23 protein-coding genes are annotated in these 21,372 nt (G+C 60.4%); 11 read left to right on the forward strand and 12 right to left on the reverse strand.

Annotated features, from left to right (window positions below; genetic code table 11):
• Positions 1–70: 70 nt before the first annotated feature.
• Genes GH975_RS03135 through GH975_RS03145 form a run of 3 tightly spaced genes read left to right on the forward strand, consistent with a single transcriptional unit; the run spans position 71 to position 4,132 of the window.
• Positions 71–1,792: an acyl-CoA dehydrogenase gene (locus GH975_RS03135; RefSeq protein WP_153713119.1), complete on the forward strand. Its 1,722-nt coding sequence runs from the start codon at positions 71–73 to the stop codon at positions 1,790–1,792.
• Positions 1,792–3,411 carry an electron transfer flavoprotein-ubiquinone oxidoreductase gene (locus GH975_RS03140; protein ID WP_153713120.1) on the forward strand — a complete coding sequence of 540 codons (1,620 nt, stop codon included), beginning with the start codon at positions 1,792–1,794 and terminating at the stop codon, positions 3,409–3,411. The genes GH975_RS03135 and GH975_RS03140 overlap by 1 nt, the downstream gene beginning before the upstream one ends.
• Entirely contained in the window at positions 3,386–4,132 is a 747-nt protein-coding gene (locus GH975_RS03145; protein WP_153713121.1) for a class I SAM-dependent methyltransferase, read from the forward strand. The genes GH975_RS03140 and GH975_RS03145 overlap by 26 nt, the downstream gene beginning before the upstream one ends.
• Here GH975_RS03145 and GH975_RS03150 read toward each other — a convergent pair.
• The 4 genes from GH975_RS03150 to GH975_RS03165 are packed head-to-tail and all read right to left on the reverse strand — an operon-like array spanning position 4,093 to position 8,144.
• Positions 4,093–5,091 (reverse strand): glucokinase, encoded by a 999-nt coding sequence (locus tag GH975_RS03150; RefSeq protein WP_153713122.1) that lies wholly within the window; start codon positions 5,089–5,091, stop codon positions 4,093–4,095. The genes GH975_RS03145 and GH975_RS03150 overlap by 40 nt on opposite strands.
• A complete protein-coding gene (locus GH975_RS03155; protein ID WP_170272519.1) occupies positions 5,088–6,473 on the reverse strand; it encodes a bifunctional enoyl-CoA hydratase/phosphate acetyltransferase in 1,386 nt (461 codons plus the stop codon). The genes GH975_RS03150 and GH975_RS03155 overlap by 4 nt, the downstream gene beginning before the upstream one ends.
• Positions 6,466–7,212 (reverse strand): enoyl-ACP reductase FabI, encoded by a 747-nt coding sequence (gene fabI / locus GH975_RS03160; RefSeq protein WP_153713124.1) that lies wholly within the window; start codon positions 7,210–7,212, stop codon positions 6,466–6,468. The genes GH975_RS03155 and fabI overlap by 8 nt, the downstream gene beginning before the upstream one ends.
• Positions 7,209–8,144, reverse strand: coding sequence for a histone deacetylase family protein (locus GH975_RS03165; RefSeq protein WP_153713125.1), 936 nt, complete (start codon positions 8,142–8,144; stop codon positions 7,209–7,211). Before GH975_RS03165 ends, fabI begins: the two co-directional genes overlap by 4 nt.
• A 286-nt stretch (positions 8,145–8,430) precedes the next feature.
• Between GH975_RS03165 and GH975_RS12220 the strand changes: the two genes are divergently transcribed.
• A complete protein-coding gene (locus GH975_RS12220; RefSeq protein WP_272482789.1) occupies positions 8,431–8,562 on the forward strand; it encodes a hypothetical protein in 132 nt (43 codons plus the stop codon).
• A 51-nt stretch (positions 8,563–8,613) separates the two neighbouring features.
• On the forward strand, positions 8,614–8,775 hold the full coding sequence (locus GH975_RS03170) for a DUF6435 family protein (protein WP_153713126.1): 162 nt from the start codon (positions 8,614–8,616) through the stop codon (positions 8,773–8,775).
• Here the strand turns inward: GH975_RS03170 and urtE are convergent.
• From urtE to urtA, 5 genes are read right to left on the reverse strand one after another with little or no spacing between them, the layout of a single operon-like run.
• Positions 8,772–9,467, reverse strand: a complete 696-nt coding sequence (urtE, locus tag GH975_RS03175) for an urea ABC transporter ATP-binding subunit UrtE (protein WP_153713127.1) — start codon at positions 9,465–9,467, stop codon at positions 8,772–8,774. The genes GH975_RS03170 and urtE overlap by 4 nt on opposite strands.
• Positions 9,467–10,294, reverse strand: coding sequence for an urea ABC transporter ATP-binding protein UrtD (gene urtD, locus GH975_RS03180; RefSeq protein ID WP_153713128.1), 828 nt, complete (start codon positions 10,292–10,294; stop codon positions 9,467–9,469). The genes urtE and urtD overlap by 1 nt, the downstream gene beginning before the upstream one ends.
• The gene (urtC, locus tag GH975_RS03185) at positions 10,291–11,373 is read right to left on the reverse strand and encodes an urea ABC transporter permease subunit UrtC (protein WP_246164756.1); all 1,083 of its coding nucleotides are present in this window, start codon (positions 11,371–11,373) and stop codon (positions 10,291–10,293) included. Before urtC ends, urtD begins: the two co-directional genes overlap by 4 nt.
• 4 nt (positions 11,374–11,377) lie before the next feature.
• A complete protein-coding gene (gene urtB / locus GH975_RS03190; RefSeq protein WP_153713129.1) occupies positions 11,378–12,958 on the reverse strand; it encodes an urea ABC transporter permease subunit UrtB in 1,581 nt (526 codons plus the stop codon).
• 58 nt (positions 12,959–13,016) lie between these two features.
• Positions 13,017–14,246 carry an urea ABC transporter substrate-binding protein gene (gene urtA, locus GH975_RS03195; RefSeq protein ID WP_246164775.1) on the reverse strand — a complete coding sequence of 410 codons (1,230 nt, stop codon included), beginning with the start codon at positions 14,244–14,246 and terminating at the stop codon, positions 13,017–13,019.
• Between the two features lie 323 nt (positions 14,247–14,569).
• Here urtA and GH975_RS03200 point away from each other — a divergent pair, with 323 nt between their 5' ends.
• Genes GH975_RS03200 through GH975_RS03225 form a run of 6 tightly spaced genes read left to right on the forward strand, consistent with a single transcriptional unit; the run spans position 14,570 to position 19,065 of the window.
• Positions 14,570–15,013, forward strand: coding sequence for a ZrgA family zinc uptake protein (locus GH975_RS03200; protein WP_153713131.1), 444 nt, complete (start codon positions 14,570–14,572; stop codon positions 15,011–15,013).
• Positions 14,982–15,620 carry an ABC transporter ATP-binding protein gene (locus tag GH975_RS03205; RefSeq protein ID WP_153713132.1) on the forward strand — a complete coding sequence of 213 codons (639 nt, stop codon included), beginning with the start codon at positions 14,982–14,984 and terminating at the stop codon, positions 15,618–15,620. Before GH975_RS03200 ends, GH975_RS03205 begins: the two co-directional genes overlap by 32 nt.
• A gap of 11 nt (positions 15,621–15,631) precedes the next feature.
• On the forward strand, positions 15,632–16,816 hold the full coding sequence (locus GH975_RS03210; RefSeq protein WP_170272520.1) for an ABC transporter permease: 1,185 nt from the start codon (positions 15,632–15,634) through the stop codon (positions 16,814–16,816).
• Positions 16,813–17,391: a DUF3299 domain-containing protein gene (locus GH975_RS03215; protein WP_153713134.1), complete on the forward strand. Its 579-nt coding sequence runs from the start codon at positions 16,813–16,815 to the stop codon at positions 17,389–17,391. The genes GH975_RS03210 and GH975_RS03215 overlap by 4 nt, the downstream gene beginning before the upstream one ends.
• A gap of 45 nt (positions 17,392–17,436) precedes the next feature.
• The gene (locus GH975_RS03220; RefSeq protein ID WP_153713135.1) at positions 17,437–17,865 is read left to right on the forward strand and encodes an acyl-CoA thioesterase; all 429 of its coding nucleotides are present in this window, start codon (positions 17,437–17,439) and stop codon (positions 17,863–17,865) included.
• 60 nt (positions 17,866–17,925) lie between these two features.
• The gene (locus GH975_RS03225; RefSeq protein WP_153713136.1) at positions 17,926–19,065 is read left to right on the forward strand and encodes an iron-containing alcohol dehydrogenase; all 1,140 of its coding nucleotides are present in this window, start codon (positions 17,926–17,928) and stop codon (positions 19,063–19,065) included.
• Positions 19,066–19,099: 34 nt separating this feature from the next.
• Here the strand turns inward: GH975_RS03225 and GH975_RS03230 are convergent, their stop codons facing one another.
• Genes GH975_RS03230 through GH975_RS03240 form a run of 3 tightly spaced genes read right to left on the reverse strand, consistent with a single transcriptional unit; the run spans position 19,100 to position 21,310 of the window.
• Positions 19,100–19,261, reverse strand: coding sequence for a hypothetical protein (locus GH975_RS03230; protein ID WP_153713137.1), 162 nt, complete (start codon positions 19,259–19,261; stop codon positions 19,100–19,102).
• Complete coding sequence (locus GH975_RS03235; protein WP_211365834.1) at positions 19,258–20,331, reverse strand: YeeE/YedE thiosulfate transporter family protein; 1,074 nt, start codon at positions 20,329–20,331, stop codon at positions 19,258–19,260. The genes GH975_RS03230 and GH975_RS03235 overlap by 4 nt, the downstream gene beginning before the upstream one ends.
• A gap of 1 nt (position 20,332) precedes the next feature.
• Positions 20,333–21,310 carry a sulfurtransferase gene (locus GH975_RS03240; RefSeq protein ID WP_170272521.1) on the reverse strand — a complete coding sequence of 326 codons (978 nt, stop codon included), beginning with the start codon at positions 21,308–21,310 and terminating at the stop codon, positions 20,333–20,335.
• Positions 21,311–21,372: the final 62 nt, after the last annotated feature.

Consider the following 21,372-nt stretch of genomic DNA (forward strand, 5'->3'; position numbering starts at 1 on the left):
AAGAATTGGACTTTATTGGTCATTTCCGACGGGCGCCGCTGGCCTGACACTGGCAAAAAAGGAGTAGCCCGTGACCTATCAACACCCCGCCGCCGATACCCACTTTGTCCTGGAACACCTGGTTCAGTTCGACGCCCTGTGCCAACGCACCGGGTTCGACCAGGTCGACCAAGCGCTGGCGGATGCCGTGATTGAAGAGGCCGGCCGTTTCGCCAGCGAAGTGCTGGCGCCGTCTAACCGCGTCGGCGACCAGCAACCCCCGACCTTGGGACCCAATGGGGTCGAACAAACGCCGGGGTTTAAGGCCATTTACCAAAGCCTGGCCGAGGCCGGCTGGATCGGCTTAACCGCGCCCGAATCGCACGGCGGGCAGGGCTTGCCCAGCGTACTGGGAACCGCGGTCAACGAAATCTGGCAAAGCGCAAATTTGGCCTTGAGTTTGTGCCCGATGCTGAGTCAGGGCGCGATCGAGGCGCTGGCTCACCATGCCGACGATAGCGTCCGCGACCTGTTTTTGCCGCGTTTGGCCAGTGGCGAATGGACCGGCACCATGAATCTGACCGAGCCGGACGCCGGTTCGGATTTGGCGGCGATCAAGGCCCGGGCCGAGCCGGACGAGGACGGTCTGTATCGGATCAGCGGCCAGAAAATTTACATCACCTGGGGCGATCACCAGATGACCGACAACATCGCCCACCTGGTGTTGGCGCGGTTGCCGGACGCGCCGGCGGGTATTAAGGGCATTAGCCTGTTTATCGTGCCGAAATTTCGCATCGACGCCGAGGGCAATGCGCTGGGGGCCAATGCGGTCAGCGCACTGTCGCTCGAACATAAATTGGGTATCCACGCCAGCCCGACCTGTGTCATGCAATACGACGGTGCCCAGGGCTACCTCGTCGGGGCGCCGCACCAGGGCCTCAAATACATGTTCACCATGATGAACCACGCCCGCCAAGCCGTTGGTGTGCAGGGCTTGGCCGTCAGTCAGCGCGCCTACCAACAGGCGCGCCAATACGCCAGCGAGCGGGTCCAGGGGCGTCGCCGCGATGGCTCCAAGATTTGCATCATTGACTACCCGGATGTGCGCCGCCAATTGCTGACCATGCGGGTCGGCTGTGAAGCCATGCGTGCGTTGGCGCTGGTCGCCAGCAGCCAGCTGGACCGTGCCGCGTGCGATCCTGAATCGGCGGCGTTGGCACAGTGGTACACGCCGATCGTCAAAGGTTGGCTGACCGAGTTGTCGGTCGAGCTGACGTCCTTGGGCGTCCAGGTGCACGGTGGCATGGGCTACGTTGAAGAAACCGGCGCCGCGCAATACCTGCGCGATGCGCGGATTTTGCCCATTTATGAGGGCACCACGGCGATTCAGGCGCTCGATCTGATTGGCCGTAAAACCCTCGCCGACCAGGGCCAAATCGCCGAGCAAATGATTGCCCAGATGCGGGTGGACTGCGCCGGTGACGTGCTGATGGAACAGGCCATTAACACCGCCGAGGTGGCCTTGTCCGAGCTGCTGGCGGGGCATGTCGATGACCCTGAATTGGCCCCGGCCGTGGCCTACCACTACCTGATGCACCTGGGTTACCTGTGCGGTGGCTGGCTGATGGTGAAAAGCGCTCGGGTGGCACAGGCACAGTTGGACGCTGGGGTAGGCGACGGCGCATTTTTGCGCGCCAAAATTAACAGCGCCGAGTTTTACGGTTATCAACTGTTGCCGCGCGCTACAGCGCACGCCGCGTCGATGCGCGGAGGTAGCCGCTGTGTCATGGCAATGCCGCGGGAGCAGCTGTAATGGAACGTGAATCGATGACATTTGATGTGGTCATTGTCGGTGCCGGGCCGGCGGGTTTGTCGACCGCGTGTCGGTTGGCTCAGCTGGCGGCGGAGCGCGCCCAGACACTGTCCATTTGTGTGGTCGAGAAGGGCTCGGAAGTGGGCGCCCATATTTTGTCCGGCGCGGTCGTCGAGACGCGGGCACTGGACGAGCTGTTTGCGGACTGGCGCGAGCGCGGGGCACCCTTGAATACGCCGGTGACGACGGATGAAATGTACTGGTTGTCCTCGCCCGAGCGTGGTCATCGGCTGCCCAAATTGATGCTGCCGGCGCCGCTGCACAACGCCGGCAATCAGGTCATTAGCCTGGGTAACCTGTGCCGTTGGCTGGCCCAGCAAGCCGAGGATTTGGGGGTTGAAGTGTTCCCCGGATTCGCCGCGTCCGAAATCCTATACGAGGGCGATCGGGTGGTCGGGGTACTGACCGGTGACATGGGTGTGGATCGAGCTGGCAATCCCAAGGACGGCTACATGCCGGGGATGGAGCTACGAGCTGGGACCACGGTGTTTGCCGAAGGCGCCCGCGGGCACTTGGGTAAGCAGTTGCAGGCACGCTTCGATCTGGCGCGCGACGCCGACCCCCAACACTACGGATTGGGACTCAAAGAGTTATGGGACATACCGGCGCACCAGCACCAGCCCGGCAAGGTCATGCACGGCGCCGGCTGGCCGCTTGGCAAACAGACCGGCGGAGGCTGGTTTCTGTATCACTTGGAAAATCAGCAGGCGGTGGTCGGATTAATTGTTGATTTGAACTATCCCAACCCGTACCTGAGTCCGTTTGACGAATTTCAGCGCCTCAAGCACCACCCGGTGTTGGCGGCATCCTTGGCCGGTGGCACCCGGATCAGTTTTGGCGCCCGGGCGATCGCCAAGGGCGGTCATCGCGCATTGCCGCGCATGGCGTTCGCCGGCGGTGTGTTGATCGGCTGCGACGCCGGCACCCTCAATATGGCCAAAATCAAAGGCACTCATACCGCGATGAAAAGTGGCATGTTGGCGGCCGAGGCTATTATGGACGGCGATGTCGCCAGCCTGGATGCGCGTTTTGACGCCAGCTGGGCCGGACAGGAGCTGCGGCGGACCAAAAACTTCGGCCCGGCGCTGCATCGATTTGGCGCCTTGGTCGGAGGCGCCTACAACGCGCTGGATCAAAACCTGTTTGGCGGCCGGTTGCCCTTTGCGCTGCGTGATTTGACCCCGGATCATCAAAGTCTGCGTGCGGCTGCTAGCTGCGCCCGCATTGACTACCCGAAACCGGACGGGGTGCTCAGCTTTGACAAGTTAAGTTCGGTTTACCTGTCCAATACCGCCCACGAGGAAGACCAGCCGGTCCACTTGCGGCTGGCCGATGCGCGAATTCCACTGGGTCAAAATCTGGCGGATTATGACGAGCCGGCCCAGCGCTACTGTCCCGCCGGTGTCTATGAAATCACCGAAGTGGACGGCGCGACGCGGTTCCAAATCAACGCCCAAAACTGTGTTCACTGCAAAACCTGTGACATCAAAGACCCTGCACAAAACATCACCTGGTGGGTGCCGGAGGGCGGCGGTGGACCCAACTACCCCAACATGTGAGTGGATCCGCGGGCTACCGCGGGATTACCGGGCGGCGGAACCGGCCTTGGCGCGGCTGGAGCATTTCCACCTTGGCGGGCGCGGGCTGTTAGAGCAGGCCTTTGCGGCGATTGAGCCGCCGCCGGGCGATTGTTTGGAACTGGCCTGCGGTGTCGGTGGGGTAGGTCGGTTCTTGTTGTCGCGCTTCGCTCAGGTCCGCTCGGTCCAGGGCGGTGACATTGACCCGCGCACCCTGGCCATCGCGAACGCCTTGAACCGGCATTTCGAGTTGCCGTACCCGGTCGGGTTAAGCGACGCGCGTGAACTGCGTTCAGTGTCGGCGGACTGGGTCTTGGTCTCGCATTTGTTGCCCTTTGTTGGCCTCGAATTTTTGCCTCAACTGGCGCGTGCGGCGGCCAAAAAGCCGGTGCTGTTGATCGAGCCCGTGCGGCTGGGGTGCTTTGCATACCCGCAAATCTGGGCGGATGACGCCAGCGTCGACCGATTGGTTGAGCCGTCGGCGCTGCGGGCGCGTTTGCACCAGGCCGGCTTTAGGGTCCAGCACATGGTTGACCTGGGCCATGCCTTGGCCGCGCCTGTGTTCTACCATGCGCTGGCCGGTGTGCCCTCATTGGCCGAGGTCGCGGGGCTGACTGACTTTGCCCGGCGCGCGCGCAATGGCCGTGATGCGGTCGCCGCCGGTCAGCTGTCGGTGGTCGCGGTGCTGGCCTGTGCGGATTGATCGGCACCGATACCGTTAAAGACGGCCTCGGCAATGATCGCGGCCTCGTCGGTCGCCACCACGCGTGTGTTGCCGGTCATGAACGCGATGCGCTGGGCGATGGCGTCGCGCACCGGCGCCGCGTTCTCGCCAATGCCGCCGCTGAACACGACCCCGTCCAAACCGCCCAGCAGCAAGGCCAATTCGCCAACGGCTCGCGCCGCGCTCAGGCAAAACTGATCGATGGCGGCGCGCGCGTGGGCGTCATCTCGGGCCAGCAAAAACTGCATGTCACTGTCGCCGGCGAGGGCCTTTAGCCCGGAATTAAAATACAACTCATGTTCGACCTCATCCACGCTATAGCCCTGGCGCCACCAGTGCAGCAGCAAGCCCGGGTCCAAGCGGCCGGGCCGGGTCCCCATGATAAGTCCGTCCAACGGCGAAAAACCCATGCTGGTGCCCTGGCTGACGCCATTGAACAGGGCGCATGCACTGGCACCCGAGCCCAGATGCAGCGCCACCCAACGACCGCTGTTTGGGCCCAGTTGGCGGGCGATGTAGTCGTAGCTGAGGCCGTGAAATCCAATATTTCTAAGGCCACCGTGGGTCAGCGTTTCCGGCACCGGCAAGCGACTCATCAGGGTGGATTGAGTGGTATGGAAGGCGGTGTCAAAACAGGCGATTTGCGGCACGTTCAAGGCCGCCAAGGTCTCGATTGCATCCAAACTTGGGCCTTGATGCAGCGGCGCAAGCGGCGTCAGTTCGCGCAATTGTGACAGCACCGCCGCATCGATCACCACCGGCTCGCGAAAGTGCGGCCCGCCGTGGACCACGCGGTGGCCAATCGCCACGGGTGTGCCGCTGGGTAAATTGGCATTGGCGGCCACCGTCAAGCGTTCGATACAGGCGCGGGTGGCCGCATCGTAGCGCGCCAGTTTCAGGGTCGATGAGCCGCGATTGATGACCCAGATTTCACTCATGGTTGTTTGCGCACAAAGGCGCAGGCCATGGCCGCGGAACAGACGCGGGTGTCGATAGAGCTGGCGCGCGAGGTCAAAATCACCGGTACCCGTGCGCCCATGACAATGCCTGCGCCCTCGGCCCCGGTCAGGTAGGACATCTGTTCAAACAGCAAATTGCCTGATTCCAAGTCCGGGCACAGCAAAATATCGGCGTCACCGGCGACTTGCGAAACGATCCCCTTAATCGCGGCGGCCTCGGCACTCAAGGCATTGTCCATGGCCAGTGGACCGTCCAATAACGCGCCGGTGATTTGACCGCGCTCGGCCATTTTACACAGCGCCGTCGCATCCAAAGTCGATGGCATGTTGGCGTCGACCGTTTCGACCGCCGCCAAAATGGCGACCTTGGGGATGCGCGCGTTGATGGCGGTAAACAGGTCGATCGCGTTTTGGCAGATGTCGCGTTTGGCGTTCAAATCAGGGCGTATGTTGAGCGCACAGTCAGTGATGTACAGCGGTTTCTTATACGGCACGGTGTCCATTGCAAAGACATGCGACATGCGCCGGCCGGTTTGCAGTCCGGTGCCCTTGGCGAGTATCGGCCGCATCAACTCGTCCGTGTGCAATTTGCCTTTCATGATCGCATCGCCACGCCCGTCCTGAATGAATTGGACCGCGGCCTCGGCGGCGGCATGGCTGTAGCCGACGTTGATAATACGGCCCGTGTCCAGCTCGACGTGAAGTGATTCGGCCAGCGCCAGCAAGCGTTCTTTGGGCGCTATCCACCAGGGGTCAATTAACCCTTCGCGCTGGCATTGCAGCGCGCCAAGCAACGACAGCGCATCCATCGGGTGAACCACCGCCGTCACGATCGGGGCGACGTCTCGGCACTGCTCCAGCAGGAACTGCTGTAACCCCGACGGCCGGTCGGTGAATTGGATGTTCGGCAGTTGTGGTCGCGGGCGCCTGACCGGTTCGGTCGGCGCCATCACCCAGGCCTCACCGGAGACCACGCGGTCACCGTCCTGGTTAGTCGCCAGGCAATTGAGGCGAACACGGTGGCGATCGGCTTTTTCAATACAGGTCACCTGAACACACAACCGATCGCCGATGTGGACAGGCTTGTGAAACTTCATCTGCTGGGACAGGTAGATCGTCCCGGGCCCCGGGAACTGGGTCCCCAACAGCGTGCTCAGCAATGCCCCGGTCCACATACCGTGGGCAATGACGCCGTGGAATGCCGACGAATCGGCATAGGCATCATCCAGGTGTGCCGGGTTGACGTCCCCGCTCATGACCGCAAACAGTTGGATGTCACGTCGGGTCAACACCCGCTCCAAGCTATCGCCTTGGCCGATTTCAATGTCGTCGTACAGGTGGTTGGTCAGCCAGTCAGTCACGGATGCAATACCCCGCGTCGACGTACAGCGTTTGCCCGGTCACGTGACGGGCACTGGGCGAGGCCAGGAAGGTCGCGAATTGGCCAACGTCGTCGATCGTGGTCAGCTCACCCAGCGGCGCGTTTTTCGCAGCGATCGCCATCAACTCATCGAAATGCGCCAACCCGGACGCGGCTCGCGTCGCAATTGGGCCTGGGGACAGCGCATTGACCCGTATCGCGTCGGCGCCCAGGTCCACAGATAATTGGCGCACGCTGGCTTCCAGGGCCGCTTTGACCGGCCCCATTAGTTGGTAGTTCGGCACCACGCGCTGCGCCCCGTAATAGCTCAGGGTGGTGATCGCGCCGCCTTGTGTCATGTGTGGCCGGGCGCGCCGAGCCAATTCGATCAGGGAATAGCAGGACACCTCCATGGCCATTGAAAAGCCATCCAAGCTGGCATTCACCAGTGGGCCGTGCAGGTCCGCCTTGGGCGCAAATGCAATCGCGTGCAGGGCAAAGTCAAGCGCTTCGAGCGGCTCAAACAGGGCGTCCCATTGGGCCGGATTGCGCACGTCCAGTTCAACCAACGTGGCGCCAATGGACTCGGCAAGCGGGGCCACATGTGCCAGCGCCTTGGCGTTTTGATAGGTCATCGTTAAGCGCGCGCCGGCGCCGGCATAGGCTTTGGCGCAGCCCCAGGCGATTGAGTGCTGGTTGGCGACGCCAATAACCAGTCCGTGTAACCCGTTCAGATTCATACGATACCCTCTAAGCGGGCCAGTACCCGGATGTGTTGTTCGACCGATCGGGCCAAGGATTTAAATTCATAGCCACCCTCGAGTGAGGACACCATGCGTCCGCCGGCGTAGCGGTCGGCGATATCGCGCATCTGCAGCGTGACCCAGGCGTAGTCGGCGTCGACCAAGGCCAGACCGCCCATGTCATCGTCGCGATGAGCGTCGAACCCGGCCGACATCATCACCAGATCTGGCGCAAATGCATTCAATGCCGGCAACCAGTGCTCGCGCACCGCGGCACGAAATGCGTCACCGCCGGCGCCGGCCTTAAGCGGTACCGAGACCATGGTGTCGGACACCGGGCGCAGCGGTGTATTTGGGTAAAACGGGTGCTGTAGGGTCGAGCAAAATAGGATCGCCGGGTCATCGACCACAATGTTCTCGGTGCCGTTGCCGTGGTGTACATCAAAATCGACGATGGCGACGCGGTTGATGTCCGGGTGGGTTAGTGCCTGATAGGCACCCACGGCGATGTTGTTAAACAGGCAAAACCCGGAGGCAGCCCCGGCATTGGCATGATGACCCGGCGGTCGCACGGCGCAAAAGGCGGTTTGGGCCTGGCCGCTGATGACGGCGTCAACGGCCTCGACCACCGCGCCGGCGGCGAGGCGGGCGGCCCGTGCACTGCCGGCACTGACGCGGGTGTCCGGGTCCAAATGGTGGTAACCCTGCGGCGGCATCGGCGCGTGCACGCGCGCCAATAGTTCGGCCGTGTGGACCCGCAACAGCTGGCGGTCACTGGCCGGGCTTGCGCGTCGGTAGCTGAGGTAATCCATCAATTGGGTAACCGCCAAATGCTCTTCAATGGCTTGCAGGCGGCCCGCGCATTCTGGGTGGCCATAGCCGGTGTCGTGTTGTTGGCACGCCGGATGGGTAACAAATAAGGTTTCCATAGGCCAACCCTAGACGCTTTTTGGGTTGCCAATTCGACTGGGTTGCGGTGTTTTTGAGTTAGGTCAAAAGACCAATGTGCAGGTGCAGCATATTTGCCTTGGCCTAGCCCTATGAACACTCAAGCTTGCGCCGACCGACGTGCCTTAACCTTCCGTACCGCGCGGCCGAATGACGCCGCTGCGCTGCGTGAATTTTACCGCGCGCTCAGTCAGGCCAGCCGACGACTGCGCTTCATGGGGAGCATTGCGCGCCTATCGAGCGCCTTTATCAATCGCCTGACGGGTGATGATCATGTCTGGCGAGGTGCTGGTCGAAAATGTTCGGCTGTTGAGATTCGTCAGGCGCCTCGGCTTCAGCGTTCATTGCGATCCGCTCGACCGCCAGGTCATGCTGGTGTCGCTGGATTTGGCGGTTTAACTGGCGGCAACGGGACCCATATAGTGACTACCCTAAAATGAGGCACCCACGATGTTCGGACTGTTCAAAAAAGACCCCAAGCAAGCGCTCGAAAAAGAATATAAGCAACTGTTAGAGCAGGCCATGAAGGCACAGCGCTCCGGTGACATCCGCGGCTATTCGGAATTAACCGAAAAGGCGGATGCGATTTACCAAAAAATACAGGCCAGCTAAACCGTCAGGTAGGCTTTGACCTGATCCCCAGTCAACGCCTCCATCGGGCCCTGCGCCACGGTTTGACCGCGGTCCAGGATGCAAAAGCGATCGGCCAACTTACGTGCAAACGGCAGTTTTTGTTCGACCAACACAACCGTCATGCCCATGTCTTTGTTGAGCTTTTGAATGATGCCGGCGATTTCGGCCACCACGTTGGGCTGAATGCCCTCGGTTGGTTCATCCAATAGCAACACCTTGGGGTCGATGACCAGCGCCCTCGCAATCGCCAGCTGCTGTTGTTGACCACCAGACAAATCGCCCCCGCGCCGCGCCAACATGTCTTTTAGAACTGGGAACAACTCAAAGATGTAACTCGGAATTTGACGCTGTCCGCGCGGCCGCATGGGCAAACCGATATCCAAGTTCTCTTGCACGCTCAGCAGCGGAAAAATCTGCCGGCCTTGGGGCACATAGCCAAGGCCCAGTGTCGGCCGCGCCTCAACTGAATGGCCCTGAATGGGCTGGCCGTCCAGCATGATTCGACCGCTGGCGAGGGGGTTGATGCCCATGATGGACTGTAGCAGCGTAGTTTTACCGACGCCGTTGCGGCCCATGATTACGGTGCACTCGCCAGTGGGTATGTCCAGCGATAAGTCCCGCAGGGTGTGGCTTTGGCCGTAGTATTGATTGACGGTATCAAGCACTAGCATCAGTTGTCCTCTCCTAGGTAGACCCGGCGCACGTCGGTATTGTTTTGGATTTGGTCCATCGAGCCCTCGGCCAACACCGAGCCTTGGTGCAGCACCGATACGGTGCCGCCGCCATCGGACAGGGTCCGCACAAAGTCCATGTCATGCTCGACCACGACCACGCAATGGGTCCCGGCCAGCGAGCGCAACAATTCAGCGGTTTTGTCGATTTCTTGGTGGGTCATGCCGGCGGCCGGCTCGTCAACCAACAACAGCCGTGGCTGTTGCATCAGCAGCATACCGATCTCTAACCACTGCTTTTGGCCGTGCGATAGGTCACCCGATAGGCGCGGCAGATGATCTTGAAGGCCGATGGTTTCGGCAACATCGAGAATTTTTCGGCGCTCGTGAGGCTGGGACTTGGCCTGGTACAGCGACCAAAAATCGCGTGGCTGGCGCATCGCCAACTCCAAACAGTCCTGAACGGTGAGCGATTCAAACACGGTCGGTTTTTGAAACTTGCGCCCGATCCCGGCCTCGGCGATGGCGGTCTCGTCCAGGGCCAGCAAGTCGATGGTTTGGCCAAAAAATGCGGTCCCACAGTCCGGTCGAGTTTTGCCGGTAATGATGTCCATCATGGTCGTTTTGCCTGCGCCGTTGGGCCCGATGATGCACCGCAGTTCGTCATGTTTTAGGTACAGATTCAAATCATTGATGGCCTTGAAACCGTCAAAGCTGACGCTGATCCCCTCCAGGTACAGCAGTATCGACTTGTCGATATTCAGACGCGGGTCGACTTGGGGTTTGACGAAATCAAAGACTTCATCGCGCTGCATAAAACCGCTCATGTGTTCGACTCCTTGCGGGTAATCAGGCCGGCGACGCCCTTGGGTAAAAACAGGGTGACCAAGACAAACAGGGCGCCTAGCACGAACAGCCAGACCTCGGGGAACTCGACGGTCAGGTACGACTTGGCGTAGTTGATCGCCAGCGCCCCGATGACGGCGCCGAACAGCGTTGCGCGGCCGCCAATGGCGACCCAGACCACCACTTCGATCGAGTTAATAGGCGAAAATTCGCCGGGGTTAATGATCCCGACCTGAGGCACGTAGAGCGCCCCGGCCACGCCTGCGATACAGGCCGACAGCACGAACACCCACAATTTGATGCGTTCTACCCGAAACCCAGCAAAACGGCTGCGGCTTTCGGCATCGCGAATGGCCACACAGGCACGCCCGGCACGCGAGGTCACCACGCTTTTGGAAATCCACAGGGCGCCGATCAAGGCGATCACGCTGGCCATGAACAAGCCAACCTTAGTCGCGTCCGCTTGCAGGCTGAAGCCCAACAGCTCTTTGAAATCGGTCAGGCCGTTGTTACCGCCAAAGCCCATTTCGTTACGGAAAAATGCCAACATCAGGGCGTAGGTCAGGGCTTGGGTGATGATCGACAGGTAAACCCCAGACACGCGCGAACGAAAGGCCAGCGCCCCGAACACAAAGGCGATGACGCCCGGCACCAGCAAAATCATCAGCGCGGCGAACCAAAACTGATCAAAGCCGACCCAGAACCAGGGCAAGGCATCCCAGTCCAAAAAGACCATGAAATCCGGCAGCAGTGGGTCACCGTAAACACCGCGATCGCCGATTTGGCGCATCAAGTACATGCCCATGACGTAGCCGCCTAGGGCGAAAAAAGCCGCGTGGCCGAGGGTTAAAATACCCAGAAACCCCCACACCAGGTCAACCGCGACCGCCAGCATCGCCAGCGTCAGGTATTTGCCCAACAGACTTAGGGTGTAGGTCGGCATATGCCCCAGCGAGCCCTCGGGCAAGCTGTTAAGCACCGGCACCAGTACCAAGGCGAGTAGCAACCCGCCCATGACCAGTTGCTCGGTGCGTGAATTGGGTTTGATCAGTTGCATCATGCTTTTAGCCCTCGACCGCACGACCGCGCTGCGGAAACAGGCCGCGCGGATTTTTTTGGATGAACAGCACGATAAAAATCAGCACTACGATTTTGGCCAAGACGGCCCCAGTCCACGGCTCGATCAGCTTGTTGGCGATGCCCAGGCTAAGTCCCGCCACCAACGTGCCCCACAGGTTGCCGACGCCGCCGAAGACCACGACCATGAAGGAGTCAATAATGTAGGCCTGACCCATATTCGGGCCGACGTTGGTCAGCTGTGACAGGGCTACACCAGCCAGGCCTGCGACACCTGAACCCAGTCCAAAGGTCAGGGCGTCGACCCATTGCGAGCGCACGCCCATGGCCCGGGCCATGGTCCGGTTCTGGGCCACGGCGCGGACTTGCAAGCCGAGTGACGAACGCCTCAAAATTGTCAGCAAGGCAAAGAACACCAGCAAGCAAAACCCAATTACGTATAGGCGGTTCAGGGTTAGCGATAGCGCCGCGTTGATTTCCCACGCGCCGCTCATCCACTCGGGTGTGGTGACACTGCGGTTTAGCGGTGAAAACACGCTGCGCACGGCCTGTTGCAAGATCAAACTGATGCCAAAGGTCGCCAACAGCGTTTCCAGTGGGCGTCCGTACAAAAATCGAATGACGCCGCGTTCAATGCAGATGCCGACGGCGGCGGCGACCACGAAGGCGGCCGGGATCGATAGCAATAGCGCCAGCCCCGGGCTGGCGGGCATCAGTTGCTGCATAACAAAGGTTGTGTAAGCGCCCAACATAATCAGCTCGCCATGGGCCATGTTGATCACGCCCATGACCCCGAAGGTAATCGCCAGGCCGATCGCAGCCAGCACCAAGACCGACCCAAGGCTGATGCCGAAATACAAGGTCTCGGCCCATTGGTAACGTTGATGTGCCCGCTCGATCGCGACGACCCCGCGCTGGGCGTCGGCATACAATGCGTCATCCGGGCTGATCAGGCGCAAGGCATTCAGCGCGTCATTACTGACCGAGTCGCTCAGCGAAGTGACCGCGGCGGCGCGCGCTTCCGGCTCGCTGCTGGCAAGCCCGGAGATCGCCAAGGCGAGGCGCATTTTTTCCTGGATGTTGGCATTGCCCTCGCGTTCGGCGGCTAGCTGGATCGCGGCGGTTGCACGGGCTGAGGGCGTTTGCAGCAACTGTTCGATACTGCCAAGGCGAATCGCCGGGTCATCGTTGCTGAGTGACAGTAGCGCAAGCTCCGTGCGTAATTGGTCGCGCAGGTCGTTGTTGAGCGAGACCCGCTTGAATTGTCGTTTTTTGTCGATGGTGACGGTGCTCTGGCCATCCAGCGTTAGCGCTGTCGCGCCTTTGCGATGGTCGGCGACCTGATACAGGGTGCCATTGCGCTTGTCGTAATACAGCGCTCCGTCCAGCATTAACTGGCTGGCGCGTTGGGCGGCGGCGGGATCCTGCGTCAGCCACTGGGTCATCAGTTCGGCTTTTTGTTCGAACGAAGCGTTGGGCAGGGCGTTGACGATCGCGTCATCGGCGGCCGCCATCGGAGACAGCGCTAGCAGCAGCGCAGTGATCCAGCCAAGTGCATGGCGATTCATAGTGTGGTCCTTGCAAAAAAGCCCGGCACACGGCCGGGCTCTGGGGAGGTGCGGTGGATTAGAAGTTTTGGCCTGAGCATTTCGACGTAACCACGTCGTAGGCACCACAAGACAACGGCGCACGCCAGTCCGAAATCAGGTCCTTGGAACCCGGCAGGAAGTCCGACCAGGCATCGCCGACCACGGTTCCCGAGGTCTTCGAGACGATTTCGAATTGACCGTCGTCTTGAATTTCCCCGATCAACACCGGTTTGCTGATGTGGTGGTTGGGCATCATCGCCGCGTAGCCGCCGGTCAGGTTAGGCACGGTGACACCGATAATGGCGTCCTGTACGGCGCTGGGGTCGGTGGTGCCCGCTTTGGTGACCGCTTCAACCCACATGTTGAAGCCGATGTAATGGGCTTCCATCGGGTCGTTGGTAACGCGCTCGTCGTCACCGGTAAAGGTCTGCCATGCGTCGATAAAGGCATCATTAGATTCGGTGTCCGCGCTCATGAAGTAGTTCCATGCGGCTAAGTGACCGACCAAAGGCGAGGTGTCCATGCCTGACAGTTCTTCTTCGCCGACCGAGAACGCGACGACGGGGATGTCAGCGGCTGAAACGCCCTGGGCGCCCAGTTCCTTGTAAAAGGGCACGTTGGCGTCACCGTTAATGGTCGAGACCACGGCGGTCTTTTTGCCCTGTGCGCCGAAGGATTTGATGTCAGAGACAATCGATTGCCAGTCGCTGTGACCGAAGGGCGTGTAGTTAATCATGATGTCGCTTTCGGCAACGCCATTGGCCGCCAGGTAAGCCGCCAGGATCTTGTTGGTGGTGCGCGGGTAAACATAGTCAGTGCCGGCCAAGACCCAGCGCTCAACCCCCAGGTCCGCAAGGTAATCAACTGCAGGGATGGCCTGCTGGTTCGGTGCCGCGCCGGTGTAGAAGACGTTTTTCGAGGATTCTTCGCCTTCGTATTGAACCGGGTAAAACAGCACGCTGTTGAGTTCTTCAAACACCGGCAGCATTGATTTGCGCGATACCGACGTCCAACCACCAAAGACCGCGTCGACCTTGTCTTTTTCGATCAGCTCGCGGGCTTTTTCGGCGAACAGCGGCCAGTTAGACGCGGGGTCCACGACCACGGCCTCCAGTTGCTTACCGAGCAATCCACCTTTTTTGTTTTGCTCGTCGATCAGCATCAACATGGTGTCCTTTAGCGTGGTTTCGCTAATGGCCATGGTGCCGGACAGCGAGTGCAACACACCGACCTTGATGGTGTCGGCAGCCATCGCCATATTGGCCATCGAGGCGGCGAGGGCGATCGGGGCAAGGCGCAGGGCTTTGTGGGTTTTGATGGTTAGCATGATCTCTCCGTGAGTTTTGGGTTGACGGGAGAGACATAGCGGAAAGCGTGCCAACTTTTGTTGATCATTGATAATTATGATTTTTTCTTTTGGTTCGTGCGGATTGGTTGGCGTTTTGTTCGCAAATTTAGATCAGCTGCGCGACTTTGGTGCGTCTGCGTTATTGCGGTGCACCAGCATGAGGCCTGGATCGATTGATCTGTGATTGACCTGATGCCGAAGTGTTATAATATATCGTATCGCTGTCAGTCGAGGAATTGAGTGTGCACACTAAATTTGCCCAGGGTTTGAGCCTGGTGGGGGCGCTGTTGTCCGCACCCGTGTTGGCCGGTGGTGGCCATCATCATGGTGAGGGCCACATGCAGGTCGCGCTGGATGGCGCGGTATTGGATGTTAATTTGGTCCTGCCAAAAGCGGATTTTGGCACCATCGACCCGCGCGGTCGGCAACTATTAGCCGCCCCGTCAGGTCAATGTGTAGCGCGTGCCATTCAGATGCTGGATACGGACCTGGGTGATGGCCATGCGGACATTACCTTGGCCCAAACCTACGATTGCGCGGCGCCGACGTCGCTGAGCTCGATTGAGCTGAGCGTTTTTGCGTGGGCACCGTCGCTTCAAGAAATTGAGCTGACGTACCTGTCGGCGCGCCATCAAGTGTCGCAAACTGTCAGCGATGAACAGCCGGCCGTGCTGCTGGGTGACTGACACGGTGCTTGCGGCCCAGGGGCTATCGGTTCGGCTTGGCAGCCGGCACATTGCCTTTCCGGACCTGCGGCTGGCGCGTGGCGAATCGGTCTTGGTCCTGGGCGAGTCCGGGTCCGGCAAGTCGACGCTGATTCACCTGCTGGCGGGCTTGCTGGTGCCGGCCACCGGTTCCGTGCAAATCGCCGGGCAATCGATCGGCGCGATGTCATCGTCGGAGCGCGATCGTTTTCGCGCGCGTCACCTGGGGCTGGTTTATCAAACACTCAATTTGTTGCCCTACCTAACCCCGATCGACCATCTGCGTCTGGCGGCTCAGTTTGCCGGTCGTGCGCCCAGCGATGGGAAGGACTTATGGGCTGCGTTGAGCCTGGATGCGTCGCTGCTGAATACACCGGTGCGCCGGCTAAGCGTCGGCCAGCAGCAGCGCGTGGCGGTGGCCCGGGCCTTAATCTGTCAGCCAGACCTGATTTTTGCCGACGAACCAACCTCGGCGCTGGATCGAACTAACCGTGATCGCGTGATGAATTGTTGGGGCGGCCAAACCCTATTGATGGTCAGTCACGACTCGGATTTGGCATCACGATTTGATCGGGTGGTAACGCTATGATGCGGTTGCGAATGGCACTTAAATCGCTGCGCTATCGACGCGCAAGTGCCGCACTCACGGTGGTCGCGATTGCCTTGGCGCTGGTCATTGTGGTGCTCGGTCAGCGGGTCACCGAAGGCGTTAAAGAGGGTCTGTATGCGGGTGCCCGCGGCATCGATTTAATCGTCGCGCGCCCGTCGGGGGATGTCCAGATCGTGATGCACGCGCTGTACCAGCTAGGCGCCGGGGGCGCCGGTTTGTCGCCCGCGGACCAAGCCCTGGTCAGCGCTTTGGAGGACGTCGACTGGGTCGTGCCGATTGCGCTTGGGGATTCGCACCGCGGCGTCGCTGTGATGGCGACGGCGCCGGACTACGTGCGTCATTTAAGCGACGCCCGCGGTCAGCCGATTCGCTTCGCCACCGGCGCATGGCCGGACGATTGGCGTTCGGTGGTTTTAGGTGCCCAAGCGGCCAATCGCTTGGGTTATGCGACCGGCCAATCGATCCAGTTATCCCACGGCAGTGGCACCGGGTTAGAGCGCAGCCACGATCAGGTGTTGCGGGTGACGGGCATACTGGCCCCGACCGGAACGCCGCTGGACAACCGGATACTGGTGTCGCTGCAAGCCGACCGCATCGTGCACGGGGCCGATCCGGATGCCGACGGGGCAGTCACGGCGCTGTTACTGGGTGCGAAGCGTAAAGTCGGTATTTTTCGAATCCAGCGCCAGATTGACCGTTCGACGGAGGGGCGCGTGACGGCGGTGATTCCGGCGGCTGCGCTGACTCAGTTGTGGCAGTTGCTGGGCGTGGTGCAGTCGTCCGCGCGCTTGTTCTCGGGGTTGATCCTGCTGTTCGCCGGGCTGTCGCTGGTGACTTTGATGTTGATGAACTGGCAGCAACGCCGGCGCGAGTGCTGGGTGTTGCGGGCGATGGGCTGCTCGCTCGGCTTTGCGTTATCCGTACAGGCGATTGAGGGGCTGGTGATCGCGGCTTTGGCGGTGGCGCTGGCGATGCTGACGATCGCACTGGGTAGCGGCGCACTGGGTCACTGGGTGATGGCAGAGTACGGTATCTTGATCGCCGCCCCTGACGTCAATTATTTCGCGTTAGGGCTTTTCAGTGCGGCGATTGCGATCTGTTTGGTTTTCTCGTTGCTACCGACGCTGTTAAGCTGGCGCGGTCAGGTCCAGCGTGGGCTTACGGAGACGGTATGATCAAAAGCGTTGGTGCAATTGCGTTGCTGTTTTCGGCCTTGGGCGCGTCCGCCAGCTGGTTTTCCAGCGACGATCCGATTCGTTTGGACGATGCCCGCTTGAAGCAGTCGTATGCCTCGTGGGACGGACTGATCCCGCCGGACGCCTATGCCTGGGTACCGGAAAATCCATCGTTTGAATTGATTGATTCGGATGAGTTTCAGCGTCAATTAGAGGCCAGTGGGGCCAGCCTGAACGAGGGAATGCAGGGCAAGGCGATTGGCATTGGCGGGTTTATGGTGCCGATCGACGTCGACGGCCAACAGGTCCTGACGTTTCTATTGGTGCCCGAAGCGGGCCAGTGCGTCCACGTTCCGGCGCCGCCAATTAACCAGACGGTTTTAGTCGATGCCTCGCTGAATCCAGTGCTGCTGCGTGATCTCTATCAACCGATCTGGGTGAATGGAGATATCCGCGTCAGCCGCGGTGACACGGACCTTGCTGAATACGGATACCTGTTGGTTGACCCGCGCGTGTACGACCTCGAAATTCCCGACTACGATGCGGCGCTGGTGCCGCGCCACAGTGGCGACTAGCGCCCGAACTGCTTTATGGTGGGTGCCCCTTTAAGAGGACGCCCCATGAGCAACCTTGAGCAAACCCCCGCAACCCGCGGCCGTCTGACGATCCGAACGCTGGCGATGCCGGCGGACACCAACCCCTCGGGCGACATTTTCGGCGGCTGGGTGCTGTCACAAATGGACTTGGCGGCGGGTATTTGTGCCGGTCAGCGCGCCCAGTCGCGCGTGGTCACGGTCTCGGTCGACAGCATGAGCTTTATCCGGCCCGTCCAGGTTGGCGATATCTTGGGCGTCTACACCTTTGTTAAACGCGTTGGCCGCAGTTCCCTCGATATCAACGTCGAGGCCTGGGTCCGGCGCGGCCGCATTGGCCAGCGCGAAAAGGTCACCGAAGCGCTGTTCCGTTTCGTTGCGCTGGACGACGACGGCCAGCCCACGGCGGTCCCCACATTGGCTGAACTGCCCGAGTACGTTGACAGCGACTTCTAAACGCCTTGAAAAGCAGGCGGCCGCCACAACTTTTAAAGCACACCAACATGAGAGCCACCGATGCAAAACTTCGCCTATAAAAATCCGACTGAAATTCTGTTTGGCGCCGGCCAGGTCGCCGAAATCGCCAGCCGTATCCCCGCCGATGCACAGGTGCTGATGCTTTACGGCGGTGGTTCAATCAAAGCTAATGGTGCCTATGACCAAGTGGTCGCGGCCTTGGGTGGGCATAATTGGACCGAATTCGGTGGTGTTGAAGCCAACCCGACCTACGAAACCTTGATGCAGGCGCTGGATGTGGTGCGCGATGAATCGATTGATTTCATCCTCGCCGTCGGCGGTGGCAGTGTCGGAGATGGCGCTAAGTTCATTGCCGCGGCCGCGAAATTTGATGGCGAGCCCTGGGACATTTTAGCCAAAGGGTCAGAGGTCACAGCCGCGTTGCCGCTGGGCGTGGTCTTGACCTTGCCGGCGACCGGCACCGAGAGCAACGGTAACGCCGTGGTCACCCGAACGCAGACGCAGCAAAAATTGGCGTTTGGGTCACCTTGGGTGCGCCCAGTTTTTGCGGTATTGGACCCGGCGTTTACGCTGACGCTGCCGACCCGCCAAGTCGGCAACGGTGTGGTCGACGCCTTTGTGCACGTGATCGAGCAGTACTTGACCTACCCCACGAACGCGCCGTTGCAAGACCGCTTTGCTGAATCGATTTTATCGACTTTGATCGAGGAGGGCCCGAAAGCACTCAGTTCACCCGAGGATTTAGAGGTTCGGGCCAATGTCATGTGGTGCGCCTGCATGGCGCTGAATGGCCTAATTGGCCAAGGCGTGCCACAAGATTGGGCGACTCATATGATTGGTCACGAGCTGACGGCGGTCCATGGACTGGACCATGCACAGACACTGGCGGTGGTGTTGCCGTCGCTGCTGCGGGTCAAAATCGACGCAAAGCGTGCAAAATTGGAGCAACTTGGCGCCCGTGTATTCGGTATCAGCGGCGATGCAGCGGCCACCATTGATGCGGTCGAGGCATTTTTCGAATCGATGGGCGTCGCCACTCGGTTGTCTGGATACGGGCTGGATCAATCGGCGGTGGCACCGGTGATCGCCAGCCTGACGGACAATGGGATGTTGGCGCTGGGTGAGCATGGCGACATTACGCCACAAACTGCGAATGAAATATTGACGCTAGCCGGCTGATGATCGAGGCGTCGGTCCGGGCGCCTCGATTCAATTACTGTCCGGTAAACGAACAGAGCGCGCCGCTGGCGCCGTCTTTAGAGCCCCATGCCAGCGGATCCGGTGCCTGATACGGATTCGGCGGCGTGTTTGACAGGTCCGCGATCAGCAGTCCGACCACGATCAGTGCCAGTGCAACAATGCCAAGTCGCCTCATAGTGACCACAACCTATCGCGCAAGCGCACGCCGATTAGGCTGCCGCCAAAGCCGCACACCATCCACACCCAACCGTGCAATGAGCCGCTTGCAATGCCGCTGAACAGTGCACCGACATTGCACCCGAATGCCAAGCGCGAACTGATGCCCAGCACCAAGCCGGCCAGCAGCACGACGCCGTAAAGTTGCCAACGAATAGAGGGCAGCAGCGGTTGTCCCTTAACCGATTGCCATGACGCCAGCGCGGCACCGGCCATCAGGCCGATGCTGGTCAGAGACGTGACGTCATTGAGCACGCTGTTGCTGAGGCTGGTGGCGTTCACGGAGGCACTCCAGAATGCCGATCCGGTTGGGTCCCAGCCCAGTGGTACGGCGATCTTAGCGACCCAAAGACCGAGGCCGTAGACAACGCCCCAGGGCTGGCCGGCGACTAGTACATGGGCGATTGCCAGCACTGCAACCAAGGTCGCGGCCAGCATCAAACGGCGGTTAAGACCACTCGTTGAACCTTTCCAGTGCGCCAGTACCGCAATCACGGCTAAGCATGACAAGGTAGTCGCCAGGGAGCCTGCGACCCCGAACTCAGTCGTCAGATCAACCGCAATGTGCGGTATTGCCGCGACTGCGGCGGGGACCCACAAGGAGCCTGCGAAGCTGCCGACGCAAAACGCGGGCAAGGCGACCAGCGCGACTAAGTTGCCGGACCCTGCATTGACCAGGGTGCCGCTGCCGCAGCCCAGCAATAACTGCATGGCCAGCCCAAAGACCGCCGCCGCTAAACCCATGGACAGGCTGATCGGACCGATTGCGCCGACCAGTGAATCCTGGGATGCAATCAGCGGTTGGATGATCACCGCCGTCAGCGCAATGGCCCAGCACTGGGCGATCACGCCCTGTGGGTTGCGTTCGCGAATCCAGCGGCGCCAAGGCCCGGCAAATCCGAAGCCAAAGCGCTCCAGCACGAAGCCCAAGCCGATGCCGATCAGCATTAGCAACGCAAAACGAGCGCCGACGAAAATCGCCAGCGCTGCGGTCAGGGCCAGTAGCCCGAGGGTTATCAGTGCGCGCAACTTAGTTGATTAACCCGTCTGCCCACTTTTTAACTTTCAGCAGTGCAAACTTGGCAGCACCCGGGACGTTGTCCATGGGCAATTCAGCGTTTGACCACTCGACCATGGATTCTGCGTACAGCGTGACCTCGGGTATTTGGGCGACTTCGGACAGCACGAACCAGTTGGTGGCGGCCCAGTGGCCGGTGTTGCAGTAACTCACGGTTTGCGCCTGGTCCAGCCCGTTGGCCGCGACGATCTTGTTGACCTCGGCCTGGGATTTCAGACTGGCCTCGTCAAAAAATGCGGTGAACGCAAAGTTGTCGGCACCCGGTAAAATGCCCGGCTTCTTAGCCGCGCCGTGCCAGGCTTCGCCGGCGTAAAAGGCCGGTGTGCGGCTGTCCAGCAAGCGTCCTTGGCCACTGTCGATGCGGGCTTTGACGGTTTCGGTGCTGGCGTACCACTGGTCGTTAAAGGTTAGCTCAAGGTTGCTGGCAACCGGTGATACCGCGCCTTTGGCGGCTTCAAAACCGGCGGCTAGGTAGCCCTTGGTGCCACCATTCAGAATGCTCAGGTTTTCAAACCCGAGTGACTTGAAGGTCCAGTAAACGCGAGCGGCGGCGCCGAAATCGGTCGAGTTTTCACCGAAGTGCGCGACCACCAGGGGGGCGTCGGCACGCAGGCCAGCCGCACCCAAGGCTTGGGTCAGCGCATTCAGTTCAGGCAGTGCGCCGGGGTTGGTTTTGGGTCCACGGAATGCGCCGTAACCAATTTGGACGGCGCCGGGGATGTGGCCGGCTTCGAAGGCGTCTTTGTCACCGCGAATGTCGACGATCTGGACAGATCCCAGCAGTGCTTCCAGCTCAGGCGCTTGGATGACGCTGGCTAGAACAATTCGATCGCCGGGCAGGGCAACGCTGTCGACGGCCGGTAACCCGTTCGCCAGGGCGCCGGCGGATGCCAGTGTGGCTGAGGCGGCTAAGAGTTTTAATGTGCGCATGATCGGGCTCCGAGTAATGTTCAATGCGCGCATCCTAGTTCCCTGTTGTGGCGTTGCAAAAT

Source organism: Litorivicinus lipolyticus (assembly GCF_009650135.1).
In the GTDB taxonomy this organism is placed as follows: domain Bacteria; phylum Pseudomonadota; class Gammaproteobacteria; order Pseudomonadales; family Litorivicinaceae; genus Litorivicinus; species Litorivicinus lipolyticus.